The 25,853-nt window shown below is 63.9% G+C and carries 29 protein-coding genes and 1 tRNA gene; 6 read left to right on the plus strand and 24 right to left on the minus strand.

Annotated elements, in window-relative coordinates:
* Positions 1–690: 690 nt before the first annotated feature.
* The gene (locus tag CIT40_RS17085; RefSeq protein WP_283810111.1) at positions 691–819 is read left to right on the plus strand and encodes a hypothetical protein; all 129 of its coding nucleotides are present in this window, start codon (positions 691–693) and stop codon (positions 817–819) included.
* 17 nt (positions 820–836) lie between these two features.
* Here the strand turns inward: CIT40_RS17085 and CIT40_RS17090 are convergent, their stop codons facing one another.
* Entirely contained in the window at positions 837–1,070 is a 234-nt protein-coding gene (locus CIT40_RS17090) for a hypothetical protein (protein WP_414645427.1), read from the minus strand.
* 216 nt (positions 1,071–1,286) lie between these two features.
* Here CIT40_RS17090 and CIT40_RS17095 point away from each other — a divergent pair, with 216 nt between their 5' ends.
* The gene (locus CIT40_RS17095) at positions 1,287–1,868 is read left to right on the plus strand and encodes a TIGR00645 family protein (protein WP_094890283.1); all 582 of its coding nucleotides are present in this window, start codon (positions 1,287–1,289) and stop codon (positions 1,866–1,868) included.
* Between the two features lie 16 nt (positions 1,869–1,884).
* Here the strand turns inward: CIT40_RS17095 and CIT40_RS17100 are convergent, their stop codons facing one another.
* Positions 1,885–2,205, minus strand: coding sequence for a DUF1476 domain-containing protein (locus tag CIT40_RS17100; protein ID WP_167443357.1), 321 nt, complete (start codon positions 2,203–2,205; stop codon positions 1,885–1,887).
* Between the two features lie 254 nt (positions 2,206–2,459).
* Between CIT40_RS17100 and CIT40_RS17105 the strand changes: the two genes are divergently transcribed.
* Entirely contained in the window at positions 2,460–2,684 is a 225-nt protein-coding gene (locus CIT40_RS17105) for a hypothetical protein (RefSeq protein WP_094890285.1), read from the plus strand.
* A 58-nt stretch (positions 2,685–2,742) separates the two neighbouring features.
* On the opposite strand, the gene CIT40_RS17110 is transcribed toward CIT40_RS17105, so the two are convergent.
* Entirely contained in the window at positions 2,743–2,934 is a 192-nt protein-coding gene (locus CIT40_RS17110; RefSeq protein ID WP_094890286.1) for a hypothetical protein, read from the minus strand.
* Between the two features lie 317 nt (positions 2,935–3,251).
* Between CIT40_RS17110 and CIT40_RS17115 the strand changes: the two genes are divergently transcribed.
* Positions 3,252–3,860, plus strand: a complete 609-nt coding sequence (locus tag CIT40_RS17115; RefSeq protein WP_100298054.1) for a sll1863 family stress response protein — start codon at positions 3,252–3,254, stop codon at positions 3,858–3,860.
* Positions 3,861–3,939: 79 nt separating this feature from the next.
* On the opposite strand, the gene CIT40_RS17120 is transcribed toward CIT40_RS17115, so the two are convergent.
* A complete protein-coding gene (locus CIT40_RS17120) occupies positions 3,940–4,677 on the minus strand; it encodes a DUF7168 domain-containing protein (protein WP_094890287.1) in 738 nt (245 codons plus the stop codon).
* A 121-nt stretch (positions 4,678–4,798) separates the two neighbouring features.
* Between CIT40_RS17120 and CIT40_RS17125 the strand changes: the two genes are divergently transcribed.
* Entirely contained in the window at positions 4,799–5,089 is a 291-nt protein-coding gene (locus tag CIT40_RS17125; RefSeq protein ID WP_094890320.1) for a hypothetical protein, read from the plus strand.
* A 7-nt stretch (positions 5,090–5,096) separates the two neighbouring features.
* Here the strand turns inward: CIT40_RS17125 and CIT40_RS17130 are convergent, their stop codons facing one another.
* The 11 genes from CIT40_RS17130 to CIT40_RS17180 form a co-directional block, all read right to left on the minus strand.
* On the minus strand, positions 5,097–5,327 hold the full coding sequence (locus CIT40_RS17130) for a hypothetical protein (RefSeq protein ID WP_094890288.1): 231 nt from the start codon (positions 5,325–5,327) through the stop codon (positions 5,097–5,099).
* Between the two features lie 9 nt (positions 5,328–5,336).
* On the minus strand, positions 5,337–5,627 hold the full coding sequence (locus CIT40_RS17135; protein WP_094890289.1) for a hypothetical protein: 291 nt from the start codon (positions 5,625–5,627) through the stop codon (positions 5,337–5,339).
* Between the two features lie 169 nt (positions 5,628–5,796).
* On the minus strand, positions 5,797–6,078 hold the full coding sequence (locus CIT40_RS17140) for a hypothetical protein (RefSeq protein WP_094890290.1): 282 nt from the start codon (positions 6,076–6,078) through the stop codon (positions 5,797–5,799).
* A 130-nt stretch (positions 6,079–6,208) separates the two neighbouring features.
* The gene (locus CIT40_RS17145; RefSeq protein WP_148667205.1) at positions 6,209–6,643 is read right to left on the minus strand and encodes a hypothetical protein; all 435 of its coding nucleotides are present in this window, start codon (positions 6,641–6,643) and stop codon (positions 6,209–6,211) included.
* Positions 6,644–6,684: 41 nt separating this feature from the next.
* On the minus strand, positions 6,685–6,900 hold the full coding sequence (locus CIT40_RS17150) for a hypothetical protein (RefSeq protein WP_148667206.1): 216 nt from the start codon (positions 6,898–6,900) through the stop codon (positions 6,685–6,687).
* 13 nt (positions 6,901–6,913) lie between these two features.
* Positions 6,914–7,219 carry a hypothetical protein gene (locus CIT40_RS17155; protein WP_148667207.1) on the minus strand — a complete coding sequence of 102 codons (306 nt, stop codon included), beginning with the start codon at positions 7,217–7,219 and terminating at the stop codon, positions 6,914–6,916.
* A 101-nt stretch (positions 7,220–7,320) separates the two neighbouring features.
* Positions 7,321–7,662, minus strand: coding sequence for a hypothetical protein (locus tag CIT40_RS17160; RefSeq protein ID WP_148667208.1), 342 nt, complete (start codon positions 7,660–7,662; stop codon positions 7,321–7,323).
* Between the two features lie 300 nt (positions 7,663–7,962).
* Positions 7,963–8,457, minus strand: a complete 495-nt coding sequence (locus tag CIT40_RS17165; RefSeq protein ID WP_094890294.1) for a cell envelope integrity TolA family protein — start codon at positions 8,455–8,457, stop codon at positions 7,963–7,965.
* Positions 8,458–8,548: 91 nt separating this feature from the next.
* Positions 8,549–8,638: transfer RNA gene (locus CIT40_RS17170), tRNA-Ser, on the minus strand.
* 568 nt (positions 8,639–9,206) lie between these two features.
* Positions 9,207–9,593, minus strand: a complete 387-nt coding sequence (locus tag CIT40_RS17175) for a DUF4145 domain-containing protein (protein ID WP_162307534.1) — start codon at positions 9,591–9,593, stop codon at positions 9,207–9,209.
* 660 nt (positions 9,594–10,253) lie between these two features.
* Positions 10,254–10,577 (minus strand): hypothetical protein, encoded by a 324-nt coding sequence (locus tag CIT40_RS17180; RefSeq protein ID WP_094890296.1) that lies wholly within the window; start codon positions 10,575–10,577, stop codon positions 10,254–10,256.
* 556 nt (positions 10,578–11,133) lie between these two features.
* Here CIT40_RS17180 and CIT40_RS17185 point away from each other — a divergent pair.
* Entirely contained in the window at positions 11,134–14,535 is a 3,402-nt protein-coding gene (locus tag CIT40_RS17185) for an autotransporter domain-containing protein (RefSeq protein ID WP_148667210.1), read from the plus strand.
* A gap of 1 nt (position 14,536) precedes the next feature.
* Here the strand turns inward: CIT40_RS17185 and ilvD are convergent, their stop codons facing one another.
* The 9 genes from ilvD to CIT40_RS17230 all read right to left on the minus strand — a co-directional run bounded on the left by ilvD (position 14,537) and on the right by CIT40_RS17230 (position 25,784).
* Positions 14,537–16,387: a dihydroxy-acid dehydratase gene (gene ilvD / locus CIT40_RS17190; RefSeq protein ID WP_094890298.1), complete on the minus strand. Its 1,851-nt coding sequence runs from the start codon at positions 16,385–16,387 to the stop codon at positions 14,537–14,539.
* Positions 16,388–16,654: 267 nt separating this feature from the next.
* Complete coding sequence (locus tag CIT40_RS17195) at positions 16,655–17,512, minus strand: ABC transporter permease (RefSeq protein ID WP_094890299.1); 858 nt, start codon at positions 17,510–17,512, stop codon at positions 16,655–16,657.
* The gene (locus CIT40_RS17200) at positions 17,509–18,438 is read right to left on the minus strand and encodes an ABC transporter permease (RefSeq protein ID WP_162307535.1); all 930 of its coding nucleotides are present in this window, start codon (positions 18,436–18,438) and stop codon (positions 17,509–17,511) included. Before CIT40_RS17200 ends, CIT40_RS17195 begins: the two co-directional genes overlap by 4 nt.
* Positions 18,438–19,424: an ABC transporter ATP-binding protein gene (locus CIT40_RS17205; protein WP_094890301.1), complete on the minus strand. Its 987-nt coding sequence runs from the start codon at positions 19,422–19,424 to the stop codon at positions 18,438–18,440. Before CIT40_RS17205 ends, CIT40_RS17200 begins: the two co-directional genes overlap by 1 nt.
* Positions 19,421–20,404, minus strand: coding sequence for an ABC transporter ATP-binding protein (locus CIT40_RS17210; RefSeq protein ID WP_094890302.1), 984 nt, complete (start codon positions 20,402–20,404; stop codon positions 19,421–19,423). Before CIT40_RS17210 ends, CIT40_RS17205 begins: the two co-directional genes overlap by 4 nt.
* Positions 20,405–20,406: 2 nt before the next feature.
* Positions 20,407–22,044 carry an ABC transporter substrate-binding protein gene (locus CIT40_RS17215; RefSeq protein WP_094890303.1) on the minus strand — a complete coding sequence of 546 codons (1,638 nt, stop codon included), beginning with the start codon at positions 22,042–22,044 and terminating at the stop codon, positions 20,407–20,409.
* Positions 22,045–22,067: 23 nt separating this feature from the next.
* Complete coding sequence (locus CIT40_RS17220) at positions 22,068–22,883, minus strand: sugar phosphate isomerase/epimerase family protein (protein ID WP_094890304.1); 816 nt, start codon at positions 22,881–22,883, stop codon at positions 22,068–22,070.
* Between the two features lie 458 nt (positions 22,884–23,341).
* Positions 23,342–23,722, minus strand: a complete 381-nt coding sequence (locus tag CIT40_RS17225) for a GrlR family regulatory protein (RefSeq protein ID WP_094890305.1) — start codon at positions 23,720–23,722, stop codon at positions 23,342–23,344.
* 28 nt (positions 23,723–23,750) lie between these two features.
* On the minus strand, positions 23,751–25,784 hold the full coding sequence (locus CIT40_RS17230) for an NAD(+) synthase (protein ID WP_094890306.1): 2,034 nt from the start codon (positions 25,782–25,784) through the stop codon (positions 23,751–23,753).
* Between the last annotated feature and the right edge of the window lie 69 nt (positions 25,785–25,853).

Here is a 25,853-nt window from a genome sequence, read left to right on the forward strand (position 1 = left end):
GGAAGCAGTAACGATAACGCAACCCGAACACGGCGGAAATGGGGAGCGCACAGCGATCCCGCCGGGATGGTAAACAGGACGTTCGCATTTTTCCGTTGTTCTACGGAGCGATAGCGCCTGCCCTGTGCCACGGCTGGACATTCTGTTGCGCCAAATCCTCACTCCACCCCCATTGTCGCCGGCTTCACTTGAATTCTTTTGACTGTGCAAGGCCGTCCGCGTTCTCTCGGATGCAAGGGCGGGATTTGGAATTTAACGATGATCGAGACGGTTTCGGCACTGATGGGTTTGGTAAGCGCGGGGATCTTTTTGGCCCATGCGTTTGAAGGCTACCGCACGAGGGCCTGAGGGCACTCACGCGAGACGGCAAGCATCACCTCTTTCAAGACGGCGCGTTCGGACAATTTTAATCGATCCGACCGAGCATCGAAGACGAGAGCGGCAGGTGTCCCATGCGCAACCATGACCTGGTATCTGACGGCTTCCTGGCATTGACCGCGGGCGGTCTGGTCCTGCTCTGCTCCAGCCTCGTGGCACTGGCGTTCGCCTGAGCGCCGCTTCATCCCTCTCCGGCACGGCTCCACCGCGGCGCAGCATGCGCCGATGTCCCGCTCCCATTCTGTTGATTGAATTTCCGCGTTCGGTGCCTCGACTCATTTCCAGAGGCCATCACCAACTGGGGTGACGCAAATGCTTGCCGAGAAATTCTTCCTGGTCCTGGAATCCCTGATCCGCGGCGACCGCACCTATCCGGACGGAAGCCCCCGGATCATCAGCACCTCCCCGCACGTGCCGGTCAGGCTGCCGGCGCCGAAATAGCCGGCGTCACGCGCCACTCAGCGCAGGCCCAGCAGGGAGCGGCGATAACGGCCGTCGCGGGCTTCGTTCAGGCAGACGAAGCTGCCGTCGAACCCACCGCCATATCGCTTCTGTCCCTTGCGGTAGTAGATGCCTTTGCGGAAATCGAGCCAGACCACCTTGTCGTGCGGGCAATGACGCTGCGCCTGCGCCTCGTAACGAAACGGCGTCAGCGGTGTCGCGGAGACCTCCGCGGAGCCGGCGCCGACCATGATCGCGCCGGCGAGCGCGATCCCGCCGGACCATCTGCGAAAGCCGCGCCTCGTCACTCCCCGCCTCCCGATCCCGGCCGTCACGCGACGGCCTTTCCGCACGCTAGCACGAAATGGCGTGCGCCGACGAAGGCGAGATGGGCTTGCGTCTTTCGCCGGCCATGTTGGCGGGCTAGATTTCAGCGAGAACATTTCGATTGCGAGGATGCGGCCTGAATGTCGGTTGAGCCTTCACCCCCATCCACCGAACCCCGTTCGCCCTCGCCGCGCCTGGGCCTGCTGCCGATGATCATCTTCGGCTCGCGCTGGCTGCAACTGCCGCTCTATCTCGGACTGATCGTGGCGCAATGCGTCTACATCGTGCTGTTCCTCAAGGAGCTCTGGCACCTCTCCTGGCACGCCATCGATCTCACCGAGCAGCAGATCATGATGAGCGTGCTCGCGCTGATCGACGTCGTGATGATCTCCAATCTGCTCGTGATGGTGATCGTCGGCGGCTACGAGACATTCGTCTCGCGGCTCGACCTGCAGGGGCATCCCGACGAGCCGGAATGGCTCGGTCACGTCAATGCGAGCGTGCTCAAGATCAAGCTCGCCATGGCCATCATCGGCATCTCCTCGATCGCGCTGCTGCGCACCTTCATCGAGGCCGGCAATCTCGGCTCGAACCGCGCCGGCTACACCGACACCGGCGTGATGTGGCAGGTGCTGATCCACCTCACCTTCGTCGTTTCGGCCATCGGCGTCGCCTATGTCGACAAGCTCGGAGACTCCGGCGCGCGCAAGCATGCCGAGTGAGGCACCGACGTCCGCCCTATTGCTTGTCACCCTCGAGCTGCGCCAGCGCCTGGTGCAGGCACTCCTGAAGCTTCAGCGCGACCTGCTCACGCGCGATGCCCTTGGCGGCGAGATCGCCTGATACCTTGTCCACGACGTCGGCGATCGTCCGGCTCTCCAGATGGTCTGTCACCAGCGCGGTAGCGTAGCCGGCTGCGGCGTCGCCGCCGAGCCCGAGCTGGCCTGCGGCCCAGAGCCCGAGCAGCTTGTTGGACCGGGCGGCAGCCTTGAACATGAATTCCTCGTCGTGGGCGAATTTGGCCTCGAAGCCCTGCTCGCGCTTGTCGAACGTGGTCATGGTCAGCTCCATTCTGGTTTCGCTGATGAGGATCGAACTTGCTGGGGCGAGCGTCTCCGTGCTTCGCGTCAGTTGGGATCGGTTGAAGCTTCCGGCGGAAGCCAAACGCCGTCAAGCCTGCCGATGCGCCACGCGCCGGGCGTGCATGGCCTGCACCAGCCCGGCGCCAGCCAATGCGGCTAGGTAGATGTCGTTTACCATTTGTTAAGCAGACTCAGCGCCGCATGGCTCGGGCGCATACCGGGAGCTGACGCATGAACAAAGAGCTGCGGGAGTTTCGACGACTTGAACGGGTCTGCCTGGAGCAGGCCGCTCTCTCCACCATGGACCTCGCGCGAGGGGGACTGCTCAAGGTCGCCGACGATTGCCGCATCGCAGCCGAAGCCATTGAGGCGCAAACGCCCCGCCGTGCCTTCACAGGGGCCGTCCAGGCGCTGATGCAGGTTTGGAGCACGACACGCGTGCCCAACCGGCATTAGCCGGCCGCATCACCCGACAACATCGACTCGGAAGATTGGCGGCAGCACCCGGGCTGAATCAGGGTTTTTCCCCGGCGGCTTGGCGCGCCAGCCGTTCGGCCTTCAGCCGCTCCTTATTCGCGTAAAACGCCTTCTGCGCCTCTTCATGGTCGCGCAGGGCCTTTTCGGCCTCGATCCGACGTGTCGCATCGCGCGCCTGGCGCTGCTCGGGGGTCAGGGGTTTGCGTCGATAGGAAATGTCTTCAGTCATGTGAAGACAACGCGGACCTGCCGAAAAGGTTCCACAAGGTGGACCCGGCCGCCCTGCCGGAAGGCCGCTCCACCCAAATATCGAAAAACAACCCCATGCACAGTAGCTAAGTCAAACTGGGACCATGCTTTTTTAATCGCGAAAAGGCGCCGTTTGACCCGTCAGGCAAAACAGCGGCACGCAGCAAACGCCGGCAACTCCATTGCGCGCGATTGACCAGAATTCCCGCGAGTTCCAGCGCAAGGTCATTGCGACAGGTCAACACCGGCAAGCTCCGGTTCTGGGATCCTGACGCCGGCAAGCAGATGGAGACGGCCATGTCACAACAGAGCAGCATGCATTTTTACCTCAACTGGGCCAAGGAGCGGATCGACGAAATGGATGCCGCCTTGGCCTCGTTCGAGGTCAAGGCCGGCCAGGCCAAGGCCGAGTCCAAGGTCAAGACCGATCAGCTCCTGTCCGATCTGACGACGCGTCGCGACGCGTTTCGAGCGATGCTCAAGACCCAGGCGGAAGCAGGTGAAGCCGCCTGGACCGAGGCCAAGGCCGATCTGGAAAAGCAGTGGGCCGGATTCGAAGCCCAGGTGAAAACCTACTTCGAAGGCGCAGGCAAACAGTTCGAGCAGCAACAGGCCACCTTCAAGGACGTTGCAGCAGCCCAGGCCAAGGCCTGGCGCGAAGCGGCGGACAAATTCCGCGACGCCGCGGGCAAGGTGGCCTCAGCCCGCACCGTCGATCTCGATGCCGCGCTCAAGCAGATGAAATCCGATGCCTCCGAAGCCGAAGCGCGTGTGCAGAAGCTGAAGCAGGCCGGCAGCGAATCCTGGTCGGTCCTGAGCACTGCACTCGCGGAATCCCGGAAGGCGTTCGATCAGGCGAACCAGGCCGCGTGGGATGCGTTGAAGGGCGCTAGTCCGAAGAGCTGAAGCCGTTCGGTTCGTCGGATCCACCAGCGCAGGAGAGACTTATGCACGCACGCGCGTGCGCGGCTCGCACCCGATGCGGTCAGCTTCCTTTGGTCCCTGACCGCGCCCCGCCAAGGCCGGGATTGATCGCCAGCGACGCGCCGGCAGCGCCCCCGGCTTCATAGGCCGTCATCGACACCATCCGTCCGCCACTGCGCTGGTTGCGGAGATTGAGGGCGAGCTTGTCGAATTCGGCGTCGACCACCGAGGTCTTGAGAACCACCAGCCCGCGGCCGGTGCCTGCGTTGACCTGATCGCGGTCGGCCTTGAGCGCCACCAGCCTGTCCGCGATCGACGCCACCATTCCGAGCGCAAAGGAGGCGTTGGCGAGATGCCGCTCCTGGTGCCTGAACCTGCTGTACTCGACCGAGGTCTTGAAGCGGCCAAGCTCGGCGCGCACGGCGCCGTCGACCAGTTCGGCCAGATAGTGCGCGACCTCGACATCCGCGCCGAGACCGAAGAACACATAGATGTTCTCGCCGCCTGCGTTCTTCTCGCGCCAGACCCGGCAATCGCAGAACAGAGCGATCGCGCCGATGCAGTCGTCCAGCGGAATGCGCTTCTTGCGATAGGTCTCGTAGACCCTCCGTTCGCAAGGCGAGGCACGCAGCTCGACGTCGGAGAGCGACAGATCGTGGCGATCCAGCAGCTCGGCGACCTTGGCGGCGGCCGACAGCGCCTCGTCCTCGGTGCAGCCATTGGCGATCGTCTTGGCGCGCAACGCCTGGATGCGGAGCTTCAGCTTGTCGAGCGCGGCCGGATTGGAGGTCTGATGCACTGATTACCTGCCTGCGAAAGTCCGACCGATCGTATGGCGGAAGGGATGTCTGTCAAATCGCGCCCATTGATGCCGCAATCGGCGCGCTGTTATGCTTGTCACAGAACCGGGAGTTGTCTCGATGCGCAAAATCGCCGTCGCTGTCATGTTTGCTCTGATCGCACCAACCGCATTGGCGCAGGACCACGTTCCAATGTATGGCGAGTCCCAGGACAAGACGGAGACGCAGAAGGCGGACGACATTCGGGCTGAGCGCGCCTATCAACGCTCCCTCGGCAACGTTCCTGACCAAAAGGCCGTCGACCCGTGGGGAACTGCCCGCGGCGGCGAAGCGTCGAAGAAGCTGGCCGCGCCGGCTAAACCAGCAGTGAAACATTCGTCCAAGGCCAAGAGCGGCAGCACCCCCAACTAGCGGTTGTCTAAACGGTGAACTCTGGGTTCACGCCAAGGCGAGCAAGTTCATCTGTCCAAAATAGTACTAAGCCGTCAAAAAATTGGTCTAGGGCGAACTGCTTGGTTCCGAAAAAGATCGCCAGCGACTGTTCGATTTTTGTCGGCGGCTCATCCGCGATCTTCCCATCTTTTGTGCGAAAGTAGAGTTTGAGTACATGAGAGGCCTGGATAGCCGGATCATTCCGCTGCTCCACCACTCGATGCTTTCACCCAACGGAAATCTGTCTGCAAATTTCGAGATCGGAGCACCGTCGCACGACATCGGCGCGATACTGCACTCTTGAAAAGGGCTGAGGCTGAAGTTGATCCCATGCATCGAGTACCCACTCAGTCAGGTGCCATGCCGTCGCTACGGCATTGAAGGCCGCAAAGATCACCTTTCGGTCATCGGCAAGCATGGAATGGATGAGGCCTGCTTCCCAACGTAGCTTTTCAAGCATTTGGTGTGGGCTCTGTAGGTCAAAGACCTTCCGCCTGCCGGTCTCGTCTTTAAACATGATTGCCTGCTATTTCGCCGATAGCATCGTCGCACGCCTGATACGGTCGACGCGGACGGCATACTAGGAGTCAGGCAGGCGTTGCTCATCGTCCTTGAAGTGAGCGCCGTGCTTCTCTTTCCGCTCGTACGCATCCAGCAGCAAGAGCACTGCCTTCAAATCGTTGATGTCAACGGTAACCTTCGCCGGGCTTGTTATCATTGGGCGCCTTCCATCCGCGCATTTCGTCGTGGAGAAGAAAATCCAGATCGTCGGTGTTGAGCGCCCGAACGACCGCTGGTGTCCACCGATACGTTTGCACAAGGTAGAACCAAACAGCCTCGATGCCCGATCGATCGTACTTGTTCTTCTGCGCGAGGTAATCGCCAAAGCAATCGATCAGGTGCTGGATCTCGGCTTGTGACCTCCGGAGACCCTGGTTTATTTTTCTTCCTTCGCTATCCGTCGTCATGGGTCTTTGCACCGTGGGTTGATTCGCGGAGGACGAGAATGCCACGGTCAAAGCGGCGTGGGGTTAATGCGCGCTCCTATTCACAGAAATCCGGCGAGCTGCTCAGCGGTCGCGAGTAGCGCGGATTGCGTCATTTTGCTTTTGCTCGCTGAACCTCAACGATCGCTGTAACGGTCCGATCGATAGAGGCCTGGACGCCGAACACAATCCCGAGCCACAAGAGAGTACCCGTGGCCGCCACGGTCGCAGCACTCAGCCTTCTCACTAGTCCGTGCTTCGAGTTTTGTCCTGGATCGAAGTTCCTGATGGCGCGCCCAGATCCTCGCCAACGCATATGTGCGAGCCAGTTGACGAAAGCTTGGAGGTAGAAAAAGATCATCAGATAGGCGAGGACACACAGCGCCCATGCAAGAGCGCTGTGGCTTGTTTCCGCGATGATCTGGAAAGTTGCCGTGATTAGGAGCCAACTCAGAACTTTGAAGTAGCCATCTACAAGGCCGCGAGCCGAATAGATGAAGCCGTGGTCGTCCGGCAATTCAAAGAAGCGGAACTTCCACATCGACACTTGATATCCTCAGGAGGGCGGACGTGGGCAAGCTTTGAAACCTATGACTCACACAACGTGACGAGGTTCTCTTTGAGGAATTTCGCAATGCGCTGTGCCTCCTCGTAGGATGTATCAGGGCGAAGATCGAAGCCGACGGTTTTCTCGAACAGCGAGAGATTGTCGCCGTCGTAACATTCCATGATGATCCAGGGCTGGCCGCTGCCGAACTCGCCAACCCGGAAGTGCGGTCTCGCGCGTTTTGTTGTCGTAGCCATTGGTTGTTGCTCGCTATGAGGGACCTGCGCGCCGCGTAGCCTGACTTCGGTAGAACTGTTCGAGTTTATCGACCTCGTGCAGCCATTGCCGCAGGACATCGCGCATTTTCGCATGACCGTCGGCGATGACCATGTCGGCATTGCCAGTTGGTCGACTTCCAACCTCTATTGAGAACGTGCCGACACGGTGTCGGCTCTCGTCGTCAATTTCGAAGCGAATGATCTGCTCCCCAGACTCCCAAAGGTCTAGGCCCGAAAACCGCATCTTCGAGTTCGTGAGTCCGTCGGTTGGAGCGAGGCGGTCCGGCACTTCAGGCATTTTAGAATCCTCGAATCGCTGGAAAGCCTGAAGCATGCCATTGTCAAAGCGGCCCGGGGTTAACGGGTGCTCTTGTTCACAGGAATCCGGCACGGTTGATCCTAGTCCCGCTTGATCCTGGGACTGAAGGTCCAACTCAGCTCGGTCGCTCCCTTGTGCTGGGCGATGTTAAGCTGAAGGATGTCGTCATTGGTGCTGCACTGTTCGCAGAAGAACTTTACGAACATGCCGTGACGCCGCGAACTCGGATTACAAGCCCCTGAATCGATGCTAGTCGTTGTGCTCGATCCATCCACCACGATCTTGACAACCGATTCCGCGTCCTCGCCTCGATCGAAAAACACCGCACCGGTGTGGTGCAAATACTCGCCGCCGCAGCGCGGGCAAGCCAAGTCCATGACGCTTCCGCGATCTAGCAGCGTGATATTCTTTGATTTTTGCAATGTTGCTTCCCTCGGCTGGAATGTGGCGACATCCTACCACATGCAACCGGCACGACGCGTGCCCCGGGCACCCCGGGATGGCTTTTTCTGCAAATCAGTCATGGGATGTCCGCGGGCGGCTGTCGGGTGCCGCGACTGCGGACGGGTGGAAACGGGCGAAGATCTGATGGTCTCAGTCGTCGCCAGCCTGGAATCTCTCGCCGCGTGAACGTGAAATCGTGCCTCGCCGGTTCGCTGGCGTGGGCCCTTGCCAGCCACCTTCACCGGACGCAGTTAAATTGAAACTCGTAGTTGGGGGCTTCACCTTCTGCCGGAGCGGTGTCGCTTCTCGATGGTCTCGATTATGATTTCGAAGAACTGCGTCAATAGATCCACATAGTGATCTGCTCCCCGGCCGAAAAACTCGAAGTCGCTTGGACCACTGCCTGGTCTAGAGGGTACAAAGACAGGGCGCACGTTGCCGACATCCGACACGTTGAGGTGTATGACATAACGCTCCATTGCGTCACCACGGAGATCGATTGATAACATCCCATAACGTCCGGTCTCGTTCGAGTGCTCGAACTTCCCGCATTCGAAATGGAAGCCAGAATCGTCAATCGCGTCATTCACCTCGTCGATAGCCCCCCGGATCGCCGCAACGGCCTCAGACCAGCGCGCATCAGTCTGCCTTCGCTTTCGGTCGGCTTCTTGATCTGCCCTCGCCTTCTCTACCTCTCGCGAGGCGCGAGCGTCGTCGGCGCGTTGCTTTCTCGCGGTCAGAGCAGCCAGCTTGGTCTTTGCCTTCTCATCCATGACGCCCCCATGCGAATTTGTGGCTTGAGTTGTTGGTAAAGCGACGATCAAGAAAAAATGACCGTACATTTCAATTACTTAGATGATGCAATGGCGGAAGGGGTGGGATTCGAACCCACGGTACCCTTGCGGGCACGCCGGTTTTCAAGACCGGTGCCTTAAACCACTCGGCCACCCTTCCAAACCCGGAATAGCTGTCGCTTAACGTAGTCGGTGGCGCAAGGCAACGCGAAGTTACCCCCTCGTCCCCTTCGGCCGCCCGATCTGTCAGGCGAGCGTCAGCCTGCTCCTTTACCCTATGCCCTTCTCAGCAATCCCGGACACTGGCGACATCTCCCAGGGCGTCGCTGGTTGCGAGGCCCGGTTTGGATTCGCCTCCGTTTCCGGCCTCGTTTGCCGGCTACAAGGAGAAACGTCGCTCCACCCGCTGGGAGTGCACTGCGAGACTCGTTGTTGCTGCGTTGTGCTCAGCGGCCGCAAAACGCACAGCCCGTTTGCGCCGAAGCGCAGTCGGAATTATCGGGAGAGACGATCACCATCGCTGACTTCACTGTCAGTCGACTCCCGGCGATAGTGCTCGTACTCGAGGTCGGTGAGAGTGCCGGCGGTCCAGCGCTCTTAGTTAAACCGTTCATTCGGCCGACGCTGCGCGGACTCCGCTCTGCGCCGCCTCCGTTCTCATGGTCGCTCTCGCTCGCCTCCACCTGGGCGGGTGCATCAATCATGATGCACACCTGTTTGAGCCGCCGTTACGTTTGCTCGCCCTTCGCCTCTTTCAATCCTCTATCAATACGTGCAGTCAGAACGAACAGGAAATTACCCAGGGCTTCGGCAAACTCAACCGACTGTTTGGCTTCATCCGGAGAAACGTGCGGATTTTCTCTGTCGGCATGTCGGGGACGGTTTGAACCTAGTCGGACCTCATGAGCCCACTCCGCCATTCCCTTGGTGAGAAGGTTCTGTGACAGCGCTTCGTCGATCCGAGAATACAGGCTTCCATTCGTTAGCCCGCGGACCTTAAGCATCGCGTCAACTGCGCTGCCGGCCATGACTGCGGCGGCGTCGGGCGCATGAAGTGTTTCATATGCCTGCTGAAGATACGTCCGCGCCGGTTCGGGAATATCCGTATGGGCCATTCGTGCATCCGGGAATATCTCAAAAAACGCAAACTGATCGCCGCCGCTAGGCAAACCGGAGCAGGTTACGATCGAGCCACAAGATCTGCACCGATAGCATCCCCAATATCGGTTCGGACCTCCGTCTGTCCGAGACGTCGGGCCTTCGCTCCCCCACATGCGTATAAAGTTGGGGGCGGCAATTGAGCAGTGCGGACAACGCTTGAGGCCGATGAGTTGGACCCCCATTGTTGGATTGCCGGTTTGCTGACCACGCGTCAGTTCTGTTTTCAAATCAGCGACTGACAAAATTCTCTCCAATAATGTGGTTGGAGAGGTAATCGCAACTTTTGCGGGAGAACAAGCTTCAAACGCGTCTTGTCCCCCGCCGCAAAATCACACCGTGGGCTAGGGGTAGGATTGAACCGGAGAAAATAAAATAGCTTGCCAAAACGGCGATCTTTGGTTGTCTCAGTCCGCCAGCATCGAGCCCTTTGGACATATTCCGGCTCCCCAACGAGATCGGGAACTCGCCTCGATTGGCGACGCTACCCAAGCGTCGCTGGTTGCGAGGCCCGGTTTGGATTCGCCTCCGTTTCCGGGCCTCGTTTGCTACCCTGCAAAGAAAAACGGCGCCCCGGTGAGGAGCGCCGTCTGGAATTTGTCGTGGCCGCGCCTGCTTCAGTAGCCGCAGGACGCGCAGTTCATCTGCACCGGCGCGTAATAGGAATATCCCGGCGAGACCATCTGGACGCGCTGGCGGGTGGCGTATTGCGGCGGGATGCGCTCGTACTGAACGCTCGGCGGCGCGACCATCACGGTCTGCGGCACCATCACGGTGCGGTACTGCGCGGGCGTGCGGTGCGCGACGGTTGCGCCCGGCGACACCATCACAGTCTCGTCGACCGTGCGATATTGCGGCGCGACGTATTGCTGCTGATAGCAGGTCTGGCACGGCGGCGGCGCGTAGCAATTGTAGCAGCCGGCGGAGGCCGCGCCCGTCATGGAAATCGCGGCGACGGCGGTCGAGAAAACAACGGCGAGAGTACGAGACATTATGCGGTGCCCCAATTGCCCGAAATGGATTTGCGAAGGTGGCCGCATTATACGCCGCAAAATTTTGGGCTGCTGAAGTTCATCGGGGCATCCTTAATGCGAACGGCCTTCTTTCGCCGGCCATTCAGGACTCATTGACCATTGCGGGAAGCCAGAGCACGGCGTGCCCACAACGCCAGATGCCGAACCTGGATGCCGAACCTGGATGCCGAACCTGGACGGCGTTCCTGGACGGCGTTCCTGGATCGCGATCCTGGACCGACAGCGTACTGCCGGCCGATCGCATCGCGGCCGGCGACGGGAGCGGCAGGTCTCGTTGCTCTCGGGTCACACTCGCCGAAAATCCGTCAATTCCGGCCGCTGATGACCGCTTCTTGTGCATCGCTCCCGCCCAGGTTGCCGGGCCATCTGCTGACGCGCGCCGCCGGATTTGACATATTCGGTAACAATGGAATCGCCGGCCGGCATCCTCGGACATGCCAAGCCGTCGGCAGGGGGCGGGCGGATGCATCATCGATTGGTGTTTCGGCGCGACAAGCGCGCCATGAGCGGCAAGCTCTCGTTCGGCAACGGGTCCGCCCTGCTCGCGACCTTCGCGACCGCATTGATCGCCGTCCTCGCCGGACACCCCGGGAGCGCCCTCGCCGCCTGCGCCGTCACGGCGAGCCCGAACACCGTCACCTGCAACAGCACGGTCACGACCAACACGACGAACACCGACGCGGCGAGCGCGTCGTCGACCGACCGTGGCCAGGCATTCAGCACGGGCGCGGTGAGCGCGACGATCAATGCGGGCCAGACCGTCAGCGGCTTCGGCCTTGCGGTCAGCGCGAACGGCGCCGGCATCAACGTGGTCAACAACGGTGCCGTGACGACGACCCAGGCCGTGCACGCGCTCGACATCAGCACGAGCACCGGAAACATCGTCTATTCGGGCAATGGCAGCGCCAGCAACACCGCCAATTCCGGAATTGGCCTCAACATGAATACCAATGGGCCCGGCACCATCACGGTCGGAACGAGCGCAACACCCGTCACGCCGACCTTCCAGGGGTCGACGGCCATGCAGCTTATCGCGGCCAGCTCGATCAACATGGCCATGAACGGCGGCTCGCTGACGACGCTGTCGTCCTTCGGCGATGGTGCCCTCGTCAGCGGCGGCGACGTCAAGGTGGCCCTGACAGGCAACAGCACCATCATCAACGCAAGCGGAGCCATGGCTTCGAGAGGTCTCGACATCTTCGGGAGCGTTGCCATCAGCGTAAGTTCGAATGCCACGATCGGAGGCGCCACCGCCGCGACGTCGTTCAATATCGGCATCCTTGCCTCCGCTTTCTCCGCCAGCGGCAACGATGACGTCACCGTCAACCAGACCGGCGGCACGATCTTCGCGACGAATCTGGGCATCAACGCGAGTAACGGCACTGGATCCGGGACGGTCACTGTCAACACGGCGGCCGGCAGCGCGATCACGCTAACCGACCCTGGTGGCTCCGGCATCGAGGCCAGCACGAACAGCGCAGGTGCTGCGGTCACGGTGAACCAGGCCGGCGCGATCACGGGTGGCGCGGGCGGCATCAATGCCGTGATCTTCAGCGCAGCCAATTCCCGCGACATCAACATCACCAGCAGCGGCCTCATCGATGCCACATCCACGGGCATCAACGCGTTCACGGCGGGAAGCGGCAACATCAACGTCACGACGTCTGGCGTCATCAACGGACCCGAGGGTGGCGGCATCATCGCTAATTCCGTCGACGGCCACATCACCGTCAACGTCAACGCCGGCACCGTGCGCGGCAGTGCGGCCGGCTTTCTCAACCCGGGCGTCGGGGCCACCGCATCGGGGAGCGGCGGCGCGACCATCAACATCGCCGCGGGCGCGACCGTGGCCGGACCGCAGTTCTTCGGTGTCACGGTCAGCGGCACCAACAACGTGATCACGAATCTCGGCACGATCAGCGGCGCCAACGGCGTCCTCGCCACGGGAGCCACGACGATCGTCAATGCCGGCGCGATCACCACGTCCGGAGAGGCCGTGCGGTTCAACAGCGCGGGCAGCACGCTGGAGATGCGGGGACCAGCCGCCACCCTTACCGGCCAGGTCTACGGCAGCGGCACCGATACGGTCCGCTTCTCCGGCACCGGCGCGAACACGTTCGATGTCAGCCAGGTCGACAGCGGCTGGGGACTGCTCGACAAGACGGGCTCGTCGAATTGGACGCTGACGGGAACGTCGACAACGACCGCGATCATGACCGTCAACGGCGGCACCTTGTCGGTCAACGGCGACATCACCTCGACCGGCGGCGTCACCGTGAATTCCGGCGGCACGCTCGGCGGCATCGGCACGGTGTCGTCGACCATCATCAATGCCGGCGGCTCGCTTGCGCCCGGCAATTCGATCGGCACCCTCACGGTCAGCGGCAATCTCACCTTCTCCGGCGCCAGCAATTACGTGGTCGAGGTCTCGCCCGGCACGGCGGACCGCACCAACGTGACGGGCACCGCGACACTGGCCGGTACGCTTCGCGCGATCGGCATCGGCGGGACCTACACGCCCGGTACGCAGTACACCGTCCTGAACGCAGCAGGCGCACGCAGCGGGACCTTCAGCGCGCTGGCGATCTCGGGGAATTTCGGCATCACGCGCCCGCACATCGAATACGACGCCAACAACGTCTATCTCGTGCTCGACCAGGCACTCGTCTCGCCATTCCTGGTCAACGGCACCCGCAACCAGATCGCGACGGCGGGCGCGGTCGATACCGCGTTCCTCGGCGGCAGCGGCGCATTCTCGGCGCTGATGGGCCTGACGTCCCCGCAACTCAACGCCGCGCTCGATCAGCTTTCGGGCGAGGTGCACGCCTCGACGGTCGGCACGCTGGCCAACGACAGCCTGGCGATGCGCAGCGCGATCCTCGGACGCCTTCGGCAAGCTTCGTTCGGCGGTGACATGGATGCGATGGCCGCATTGTCGCTTGGCGGCCCCCAGACCGCGTTCGCCGCCTACGCGATGGAGAGCGCGCTCGCCTACGATAAATCGCCGGTGATGACCAAGGCGCCGCCGCGGCCGGTCTCCGACACCGTGTTCTGGGCCCAGGGCCTGGGCGCGTGGGGCACGTTCAACGGTGACGGCAACGCGGCCAGCGTGCGGCGCGACCTGGCCGGCTTCATCACCGGCGTCGATACGCGCGTCGGCGGCGCCGGTCGGCTCGGCTTCGCCGCCGGCTATACCGGCACCAGGAACACGCTCGACGGTCGCGGTTCCTCGAATGTCGATACCGCCCACATCGCCGGTTACGGCGGCTGGCGCTTCGGCAGCATCAACCTGCGGGCCGGCGGCGCCTATGCCTTCCACACCATCGGCACTGATCGGCTGGCGAACTTCGTCGGCTTCGCCGATCGCCTGACCTCGCGGACCGACGGCAGCACCGGGCAGGTCTTCGGTGAAGTCGGCTACGGCGTCGCCTTCGGCAAGCTGGCTTTGGAGCCGTTCGCCGGGGCCGCCTGGGTGCGCGTGCATGCCGATGCGAGCGCCGAACTCGGCGGAGCGGCAGCGCTTAACGTCGCGGCACAAACCTTCGAAACCGGCTATGCCACGCTCGGCGCGCGCGCCGCCACCTTCGTGCCGTTGGCACACGACATGATGCTGATCCCGCGGGCGACGTTTGCCTGGCAGCATGCATTCAACGATGTGACCCCGAATGCCGTGATGGCATTCCAGGTCGCACCGGCGTCGTTCACGATCTCGGGCGTTCCGGTCGCGCGGGACTCGCTCCTCGCCGAGGCCGGCGTCGATTTTGCGATCGGCCGCCACATGACGATCGGCCTGTCCTATGTCGGCCAGCTCGGCAATGTTGTCACCGACCACGCCGCCAAGGGCAAATTCTCCTGGGCGTTCTAAGCTACCGCGGGCGCCGCTTGACCTCGCGCACCGCGCCGCGCGCGGCGCTGGTGGTGAGTGCGGCGTAGGCCTGCAGCGCGGTCGAGACGTTGCGCTTGCGGCCCACGGCCTGCCAGGCAGCATCGCCCTTGGCCTCTTCCGCGGCGCGGCGCTTGGCGAGCTCCTCGTCGGAGACCTCCAGCGTGATGCTGCGGTTCGGGATGTCGATGGCGATGCGGTCGCCGGTCCGCACCAGGCCGATATTGCCGCCTTCGGCGGCTTCCGGCGACAGATGGCCGATCGACAGGCCCGACGAGCCGCCGGAGAAGCGGCCGTCGGTGACGAGCGCGCAGGCTTTGCCGAGGCCCATCGATTTCAGATAGCTGGTCGGATACAGCATTTCCTGCATGCCGGGGCCGCCGCGCGGGCCTTCGTAGATGATGACCACGATCTCGCCGGCTGTGACCTTGCCGCCCAGAATGCCTTCGACGGCGGCGTCCTGGCTTTCGAACACGCGCGCGGGACCGGAGAATGTCAGGATCGAGGAATCGACGCCGGCGGTCTTCACGATGCAGCCGTCCTGGGCGAGGTTGCCGTAGAGCACGGCAAGGCCGCCGTCCTTGCTGAAGGCGTGCTCGAGGTTGCGTACGACGCCCTTCTCGCGGTCGGCATCGAGCTCGTCGTAGCGGCGCTCCTGGCTGAAGGCGACTTGCGTGGGGATGCCGCCGGGCGAAGCGCGGAAGAAGGTGCGGACCGCTTCGCTCTTGGAGCGCTTGATGTCCCAGCGCTCCAGCGCGTCGTTCATCGTCGGCGCGTGCACGGTCGAGACCGAGGTGTCGATCAGGCCGGCGCGATCGAGCTCGCCCAGAATTCCCATGATGCCGCCGGCGCGGTGCACGTCCTCGACATGCACGTCGGCGACCGACGGCGCGACCTTGCAGAGCACGGGCACGCGGCGCGACAGACGGTCGATGTCCTGCATGGTGAACTTGACCTCGCCCTCATGGGCGGCGGCGAGCAGATGCAGCACCGTGTTGGTCGAGCCGCCCATGGCGATGTCGAGCGTCATCGCGTTCTCGAACGCCTTGAAGTTGGCGACGTTGCGCGGCAGTACGGAGGCGTCGTCCTGCTCGTAATAGCGGCGGACGAGATCGACGATGGTGTGGCCGGCCTCGACGAACAGGCGCTTGCGGTCGGCATGGGTCGCGACCACCGTGCCGTTGCCGGGCAGCGCGAGGCCCAGCGCTTCGGTCAGGCAGTTCATCGAGTTGGCGGTGAACATGCCGGAGCAGGAGCCGCAGGTCGGGCACGCCGAGCGCTCGATCACCTTGACGTCCTCGTCGCTGACCTTGCTATCGGCCGCCGCGACCATGGCGTCGATGAGGTCGACGGCCTTGGTCTTGCCGGCCAGCTTGACCTTGCCGGCTTCCATCGGTCCGCCCGAGACGAACACGGCGGGGATGTTGAGGCGCAGCGCGGCCATCAGCATGCCGGGCGTGATCTTGTCGCAATTGGAGATGCAGACCAAGCCGTCGGCGCAATGCGCGTTGGCCATGTACTCGACGCTGTCGGCGATCAGCTCGCGCGACGGCAGGCTGTAGAGCATGCCGTCATGGCCCATGGCGATGCCGTCGTCGACCGCGATGGTGTTGAATTCCTTGGCGACGCCGCCGGCCTGCTCGATCTCGCGGGCGACCAGCTGGCCGAGGTCCTTGAGGTGGACGTGGCCGGGCACGAACTGGGTGAACGAGTTGACGACCGCGATGATCGGCTTGCCGAAATCGCCGTCCTTCATGCCGGTCGCGCGCCAGAGGCCGCGGGCACCGGCCATGTTGCGGCCGTGGGTGGTGGTGCGGGAGCGATAGGCTGGCATGGCGTTTCCGTCCTCGGTTTGCGGCGCGGAGCGGGAAAATCTGGTGCCGCCTCAGGCCTTTGTGGCCGGATAGCGCAGCCGGGGAACGCGCGCAACGGGAACTTGGGCATGACAGGCCTCCCCTGCTCCCGGCGCGGGGGCGCTCGAGCCCCGGACGCAGCGCAGCGCGTCTTCAGCGGTGCGCTGCAGAGCCGGGGCCCATCTGGCTGCGCGTGCTGTGGCCCCTGGGTCCCGGCTCGCGCCTCGCGCGTCCGGGACACGAGAAGTCTATTGCAGCGTCGGGTCGAGCCGGTCGCGCAGCCAGTCGCCGATCACGGACACCGCCAGCGTGGTGACCACGATGGTGGCCGCGGGCGCCAGCATGATCCAGGGCGCCCGGGTCAGGTACTCGCGGCCATAGCCGACCATGTTGCCGAGGCTGGTCATCGGCGGCTGCACGCCGAGGCCGAGGAAAGACAGGCCGGACTCCATCAGGATCACTTCGGGGAAAACCAGCGTGGTCGAGACGATCAGGGTCGAGGCGATGTTGGGCAGGATGTGGCGCAGGTAAATCCGGACCGGCGTCGCGCCCAACTGGCGGACCGCGGCGGCGTAGCCTTGCGCATTGGCCGAGATGGCAAGACCGCGGGCGATGCGGGCATAGCGCTCCCAGCCGAACAGCCCCATCAGGCCGATCAGCAGCGGCAGCGAATTGCCGAAGAAGGCGAGCACGGCAAGCGCCATGATCAGGAACGGCATGCTGGCCTGGAAGTCGGTCAGCATCAGCACGAACTGTTCGACGCCCCCTCGAAAATGCGCGGCAAGGAAGCCGAGCGTGGTGCCGACCACAGCCGAGATCGCGGTGGCGCCGAAGGCGATCAGCAGCGAGATGCGGATCGAGACCAGCAGCCGCGACAGCACGTCGCGGCCGAGCTCGTCGGTGCCGAGCCAATGCGCGATATTGCCCGGCGTGGAGAGCCGGTTGCGCAGGTCGAGCTGGGTGTAACCATAGGGCGCGATCTTCTCCGCGAAGGCCGCGATCACCAGCATGGCGACGATCCAGGTGATCGCCAGCAAGACGGACACCGGGATCGCAGGCCAGCCGATGCGGCGTGAGGTCGTGTCCTTCAGCGTGGCGTCGGTCATGCGTGCGCTCCCTTGGCGCGCAGCCGCGGATCGAGGAAGCCGTAGAGGAAATCGACGACGAGGTTCGACGTGACCATGGTCATCGCGACCAGCAGCAGGATGCATTGCACGACGGCAAGATCGCGGTTGGCGACCGCGACGACCAGCAGGCGCCCTACTCCCGGCCAGGAAAACACGCTCTCCACCACCACCGCGCCGGCGATCAGCGTGCCCACCATGAAGCCGAGGATGGTGACGGTCGGGATCGCCGCGTTCGGCAGCGCATGCGAGGTCACCACCTTGCGCCACGGCACGCCCTTGGCCGACGCAGTGCGGATATAGGGCTGGCCCAGCACTTCGAGCATGGCGCTGCGGGTGAAGCGCGCTAGCACCGCCGCGCCGCCGAGGCTCAGCGTCACGATGGGCAGGATCGCGTGACGCCAGCTGTCCTGCCCGCCCGAAGGCAGCCAGCCGAGTTGCACCGCAAAGACCAGCACCAGCAGCAGCGCGAGCACGAAGCTCGGGACTGTGAACCCGGCGACTGCCGTCATCATCACGGCGCGGTCGATGGCCGATCCGCGATGCAGTGCGGCGTAGATGCCGGCGGGGATCCCGAGCACGACCTTGAAGAAGAACGCAGGCAGTGTCAGGACCAGCGTCGCCGGAATGCGCTCCAGCACCAGCTCGATCGCGGGCCGCCCGTCGCGCATGGAGCGGCCGAGCTCGCCCTTGGCGATGGCGCCGAAATAGTCGAGATACTGGAACCAGATGGGATCATCGAGGCCCCAGGCCTTCCGGAACGCCGCGAGCACCTCGGGCGGCGCTTCCGGTCCCAAAATCATCAGCGCGGGATCGCCGGAGAGGCGAAGCACGACGAAGGCGAAGGTAACGACCAGCACGATCGTGAGCGCGGCGCGGCCGAAGCGAATGGCGAGATAGCGTGCCATCACGCCGCGTCCCGCGTCTCGGCGCCCGTGACCAGATGGCAGGCCACCTGCCTGTCGCCGCCAACGGCCGCGAGCGCCGGCACCTCGCGTGCGCAGCGCGCGATGGCGCGCGGGCAACGCGGGTGAAAGGCGCAGCCTTGCGGGCGCGCCGCCGGGTTCGGCGGATCGCCCGCCAGCACGATACGGCCGGCGCTGCGGCGGCCCGGTGCGGGCGAGGCCGAAACCAGCGCCTGCGTATAGGGATGTTCGGGCCGCGCGAACAGATCGTCCGCGCTGCCGATCTCGACGATGCGGCCTAGATACATCACGGCGACGACGTTGCTGATCTGCCTGACGACGCGCAGATCGTGGCTGATGAACAGCAGCGTGAGCCCCAGCTGCGCCTGGAGATCGCAGAGCAGATTCACCACCTGTGCCTGGATCGAAACGTCGAGGGCGCTGACGGGCTCGTCACAGACCAGGAAATCCGGCTTCGTCGCGAGCGCGCGTGCCAGCACGATACGCTGGCGCTGGCCGCCGGACAGCGCCCCCGGATAACGGCCGCCATGCGCCGGCGTCAGCTCGACCGCGCGCAGCAATTCGCGCACGCGGTCCTCGCGCTCGGCGGGCGTGCCGAGATTGTGGATGTCCAGAGGTTCGCGGATCTGCGTTGCGACCGGCAAACGCCGGTCCAGCGCGCCGAGCGGGTCCTGGAAGATCATCTGCATGCGCGCGCGTTGCGCACGCCACGCGGCCGTTGCCGGCACGGCCATCGGCTTGCCGTCGAACCTCACCTCGCCGCTGTCGGGCGGCTCGAGGCCGAGGACGATGCGGCCAGTGGTGGACTTGCCTGAGCCGGACTCGCCAACGAGACCGAGCGTCTCGCCTCTGGCGATCGTCAGCGATACGCCGTCGACAGCATGCACAGCCGCAGCTCGGCCGAACATGCCGGAGCGCATCGAATAATTGCGGGAGATTTCGGAGACCTCGACGAGCGGCGGACTCATTCGGCGGCGATCCCCAGCAGCGCGCGGCGCGAGGCCTCGGCGCGGATGCAGGCGACGACACGATCGCTCGCGATCGGCGCCAGGGTCGGCACGGCACGGCCGCACGGCTCGGCTGCCAGCCCGCAGCGCGGTGCGAAGGCGCAGCCCTCAGGCATTTTCGCGGGATCCGGCACCGTTCCCGGGATGGCGGTGAGACGGCGGCGGGGGCCATCGAGCGGCGGCAGCGCGCCGATCAAGCCCTGCGCATAGGGATGCACGGGATCGGCGAACAGCTGGTTGCTGGGTGCCTGCTCGACGATGCGGCCGGCATACATCACGGCAACGCGGTCGCAATTCTCGGCGACGACGCCGAGGTCGTGGCTGATCAGGACCATCGCCATGGCGAACTCGCGGCGGATCGACGACAGCAGCTCCAAAATCTGGGCCTGGATGGTGGCGTCGAGTGCGGTGGTGGGTTCGTCCGCGATCAGAACGTCGGGATTTCCGGCGAGCGCCATCGCGATCATGATGCGCTGGACCTGGCCGCCGGAGAATTCGTGCGGATAGGCCTCCAGCCGCCGGCCAGCGTCGGGAATACCGACGAGATCGAGCAGCCGACGTGCTTCCGCCCTCACGGAATTGCCTTGGAGATCCCGATGCAGCGTCAGCGCTTCGCAGAGCTGCTTGCGGATGGTCAAGACCGGGTTGAGCGCGCTCGCCGGATCCTGGAAGATCATGGCGACGCGCCCGCCCCTGACCTGGTCGAGCTCGGCGGCCGGCGCGCCCAGGATTTCGCGTCCATCGAGCCGCACCGAGCCCGAAACGTTGGCATGCCGCGGCAACAGCCCGAGCGCGGCAAGCCACGTCACCGACTTGCCGGATCCGGATTCTCCGACGAGGCCGAGCGCCTCGCCCTTGCCGAGAGCGAGATCGACGCCGCGCAGGACCGGCACGCCGTTGAAGGCGACGCTGAGGCCCCGGATATTGACCAATAGAGCCACGCTCACGCCTCGAAATTGCCCGCGCGGAAATCCATCGCGAACGCTGGCGACGCCTTCCACTTGATCGATTTCGGCTTGGCCGTGAAGGTCGCGTTCTGGTGCAGCACCGTATAGGCGGGATCCTCGCGCTCGGCGATCTCCAGCATGCGGCGGAACGCCTTCTTGCGCGCGGGACGGTCGGTCGAGGTCTCCAGGAATTCGGAGAGCTTGTTCAGCTCGACATTGGTCCACTCGCCGATCTGCTGCTGCTGGCCGTTCGGCCCGTGCTGGGCGACCAGCGAGGAGACGGGATCGTTGAAGGCGGCCGAGTTCGACCAGTCGCGCACGGCGCGGGTCGGCGCGCGTTCCATGATCTGCGACCAGTTCTCCTTGGTCTCGATCTGGACGTTGAGACCGACCGACTTCCACATCTCGACCAGCACCTGCGCGGTCGCGACCTGGTTGGTGTAGTAGTTGTTGAGCAGGCGATACGGAATCGGATCGCCCTTGTAATTGGCCTGCTTGAGCAGATCCTGCGCCAGCTTGGGATCATAGGCCGGCACGCTCCAGTCGGCGTTGAACATGTCGCCGTAGAACTCCCATTGCAGGCCCTTCGGCACGCGGGTGCGGCCGGCCCACAGGCTGTCGACGATAGCCTGGCGGTCGATCGCGTGGGTGAAGGCGCGGCGTACCAGGGGATTGGCGAGCTGGGCGTGGTTCTTGTCGAACACGGTCAGGCGGTGATTGAGGATGGTGCCGCCCTGCACTTCGAACGCGGCGTTCTTCTCGATGCCGGCGATCTGGTCCGGCGGGATGTCGCAGGCGAACTGATATTCGCCGGACAGCAGCCCGTTGATGCGGCTCGCGACTTCAGGGACTTCGAGGAAACGGATGCGCTTGAGCGGCGGACGGCCGCCCCAATAGTCGTCGTGGGCTTCGAGGGTCAGCGACACGTCGGGCTTGAGCTCGACGACCTTGTAGGGGCCGGTCGTCACGGGCTTGCGCGCCCAGTCGAGATAGCTCGCGGATTCGTCCCAGGCGCGGCGGTTCATGATGTCGGAGCCGTAGCGGGATAGCCGACCCTCGATGGTGACGTCGGGCGTCGCGTTGTAGAAGCGCACGGTGTATTTATCGACGGCATCGACCCGCACGAGATCGGGCCAGATCCGGCGCGCAACCGCGGGGACGTCAGGCGGCAATTCCTTGCCCGGACGCGGCGTCGGAATCTTCTCGAACGCCTGGATGGTCGAGCGGCTCTTGGCCTCGGTCTCGCCGAACATGCGCTCGCGGCTGAAGGTGAAGACGACGTCCTCTGCGGTCAGCTCGTCGCCATTGTGGAACTTGACGCCCTGGCGCAGCTTCACCTCGACGGTCTGGTCGTCGATGCGGCGCCATTCGGTAGCAAGGCCCGGCACGGCTTCCAGGCTGCCGCGCCAGTTCTTGGAGATCAGGCCTTCCCAGATCGAGGAGAAGAACACGCGTTCGCCGACATTGGACTGCTCGCGCAGCACGTCGAGCACGTTCGCATTCGTCACCTTCTGCACGGCGATCGTCACCGACGGACGGTTGTCGGCCTGCGCGATGGCAAAGCGCGGCAGCAGCAGCGTGCCTGCGGCAGCGCCGCCGGTCTTCAGGATAGTGCGACGGGTGAATTTGCTCATGGCGGTAGCCTCAGATGATGCGGTTATTCGGCGAGACCGAGCGCGGCGAGATGCGCGGCACCCTTGCGGACGTCATCGTGATTGCGGAGCTCGAGGATCAGCCGCGGGTTGGAATTCACCCGCCCCAGCGCGCGGAACACGGCGACCCAGGGAATGTTGCCTTCGCCCGGCGCCCAGTGCCGGTCGGCAAAGCCGTCGGTGTCCTGCAGATGCACATGTGTGAGCATGTCGCCGGCGGTCTCGACGTAATAGTCGACCGGCGGCGCGCCGGTGGAGATGTGGGCGTAGTTGGCATGTCCGGTGTCGAGCGAGACGCGGACCTTGGCGCTTTCGAGCGCCTTGGCGAGGCGCACCCGGTCGCGCGGATCCCTGTCCTCGATGTTTTCGATGACGATTTCGCAGCCGATCGTCTCGGCGCGCGCGATTACCTCGGCGAGCGTCGCCTTGACGCGTTCGACGATATTGGCGCGGTTGTCAGGATAGAGATCGAGATTGTTGTGGTCCCAGGTCGTGAACGGCGAATGGATCACCATCTGAGTCGCGCCGAGGAACTCGGCGGCATCGAGGCCCTGGATCAGGCGCTTGGTCACGGCCTGGCGGATCATGGGATCGTGGCTGTCGATCTTGAAGCCCCAGAACGGGCCGTGGATGCCGAGCCGGCCGGTATGGCCGGACAGCATCTGCTTGATCTCGCCGGCCGTGCTGCGCCAGTCGCCGTCGAGCAGGTCGGCGCGGAAGAAATCCTGGATTTCGAGATCGCGTTGCCGGTCAAGAAGCCAGTCGCGGTGTGCGGGGATCGATTTGATGGACAATGCTGCGCCCAGCACCGGCTTCGACATGGCTTGCTCCTTGATCGTCAGCGATGACGGGAGCAGCGCTAGACCAGTTCAATGACAGGCCGGTGAAATGCAGGTTCCGCCCCGTGAGGAGATGTGGACATCTCCTGGCGCGCCCGCGATTGAGGCCGTCGCGATCACGGCGCCGATGCCGAATGGACACATGGCAAGCGGTATCTGTGTCCGTAGTGATCCGGAATGGAATCCTATCGCGCTGTCCAGTACATCGCGGGACATCGATCGGCGGCCACTTCCACGGGCATCACCCTCTGATCGCGCTACATGGGGTTGGGGGACCACATGGGGCGGGGGATTGAAGGCTGGGGCAAGGTGACGAGGTCCGGACTCCTAGGCACTCCGGACCTCGAAGCTTTGTGAGATTGAACGCAGCAACGCGCCGTCCGGTTGGGGGCATCCGGACGGCGCGTTGTCGTTTGAAGAGGGCCGCCCTGGAGCCCCGCTCACATTGCATCTTTCAGCGTCAGTCTCGCCGTGAATGTCACGCTGGTCTTGCCGACCAGCGCCATGCCTTCGACCTCGGCGCCGCCGGCGGAATAGTCACCCGAGAAACCGCAGGTGACCTCCCGGCCGCCGAATGCGAGCGTTCTGCCGACCGCCTCGGTATGCTGGTTGACGATCATGTCGCCGCGCCATTTGCCGTTCCGGAATGTGTAGCTGCCGGTGTAGCAGAAATAGCTGTCGCCACCCATGATGCGTCCGTCACAGAGCACGACGACGCCCCTCGCCTGCCCGCGCTTGCCGTCGCGCATTTCGATGTCGAAGATGTAGAGGCCGTTGACGACCCTGGCCTCCTCCGCTTTCGCACCATCTCCGGCCGACATTCGATCATCTCCCCAACAATCCGCCAGATCAGTTCGGCACGTTCCGCTCGAGATCCTCGAGCCAGGCCACCGCGCTCGAATCCGACGGTGCGCGCCAATCGCCGCGGGGCGACAGCGAGCCGCCCGCCGAGACCTTCGGGCCGTTCGGCATCGCCGAGCGCTTGAACTGGCTGAAGGCGAAGAAGCGACGCAGGAACATTTCGAGCCAGCGGCGGATCTCCTTGAGATCATAGGCCTTGCGCCGGTCGTTCGGGAACGCCGGCGGCCATTCGCCCTTGGCGACGTCCTTCCACGCGTGCTGCGCCATGAAGGCGATCTTGGAGGGACGCATGCCGAAACGCAGCGTGTAGAACAGGTTGAAATCCTGCAGCTCGTAAGGGCCGACGGATGCTTCCGTGCTCTGCGGCTTCTGGCCGGGCTCGACCGGCACCAGCTCGGGCGAGATTTCCGCCACCAGGATCGCGCCGAGCGTCCGGTTGACGTCGCTGCTGAACTGCTTCGATGCGATCACCCAGCGGATCAGATGCTGGATCAGCGTCTTCGGCACGCCGGCATTGACGTTGTAATGCGCCATCTGGTCGCCGACACCATAGGTGCACCAGCCGAGCGCGAGTTCGGAGAGATCACCGGTGCCGATCACGATACCGCCGTGATGATTGGCGAGCCGGAACAGATAATCCGTGCGCAAGCCGGCCTGCACATTCTCGAAGGTGACGTCGTAAACCTTCTCGCCGTTGCCGAAGGGATGACCGATGTCCTTCAGCATCTGCGTCGCGGTGGTGCGGATGTCGAGCTCCTGCCAGCTCGTCTGCAACGCCTGCATCAGCGCCAATGCATGCGTCTTGCTTTCGCTGCCGGTGGCGAAGCCCGGCATGGTGTAGGCCAGGATGTTCTCGCGCGGCAGGCCGAGCAGGTCGATCGCCTTGGCGGCGACGATCAATGCATGGGTGGAATCGAGCCCGCCCGAGACACCGATCACGACACGCTTGGTGCCGGTGGCGCGCATGCGTTGCACGAGGCCGGCGACCTGGATGTTGTAGGCCTCGTAGCAATCCTGCTCGAGCAGACTTTCGTCGCTCGGCACGAACGGAAAGCGCTCGACCTTGCGCAGGAAGCCGATGTCGGCGGCCGGCGGCTTCAGGGCGAATGTCACCTTGCGGAAAAACGCCTCGCGCTGGCGGCGGTTGTCGTCGAACGTCCCCATCGCGGCACGTTCCTGCCTGAGCAGGTCGAGATCGACGTCGGCATAAGTGATCTGGCCGCCCTGGCGGAAGCGCTCGCCCTCGGCCAGCAGCACGCCGTTCTCGTAGATCGAGGTCTGGCCGTCCCAGGCGAGATCCGTGGTCGATTCCCCGGCGCCCGCGGCCGAATAGACGTAGGCCGCAAGGCAACGCGCCGATGTCGATTGGCACAGCAGCGCGCGCGATCGCGCCCGGCCGATCGTAATCGGGCTGCCCGAGAGATTGACCAGCACGCTGGCGCCCGCAAGCGCGAGCTCGGCAGACGGCGTCACCGGGATCCACATGTCCTCGCAGATCTCGACACCGATGGTGAGACCCGGAATATCCTCGGCGGAAAACAGGAGGTCGACGCCGAACGGCGCGAGCAACCCGCCGAATGCGATCGTCTCTCCGGCCATGCCGGCGCCGGAGGCGAAATGCCGGCCCTCGTAGAACTCGCGGTAGGTCGGCAGGTAAGACTTCGGCACCACGCCGAGAACGTTGCCGCGATGAATGACGACGGCGCAGTTGTAGATGCGATGGCCAAAGCGCAGCGGCGCGCCGACGATCAGCACCGGCATCAGTCCCGCGGAGGCCTCGACGAGGCCCGCGAGACCGCGCTCGACTGCATCGAGCAGTGGATCCTGCTTGACCAGATCCTCGATCGCATAGCCGGACAGGCACAGCTCGGGAAATACGGCGACCGCGACCGATTGCTCATGGCAGGCAGTGGCAGCCGCCAGCACGACCTTCGAATTGGCCGAGGGATCGGCGACATGAGACGTGGTGACACAGGCCGCCACGCGCGCAAATCCGTGGGCGTAGATCGAGTGGAAAGTCATCGAGCGCAGTACCCTTGATATCTTCGCTGCCGAAGCCGTCAGCTCCGGACCATATGTAGCCCATCGCCC

Source organism: Bradyrhizobium amphicarpaeae, assembly GCF_002266435.3.
Classification (GTDB): Bacteria; Pseudomonadota; Alphaproteobacteria; order Rhizobiales; family Xanthobacteraceae; genus Bradyrhizobium; species Bradyrhizobium amphicarpaeae.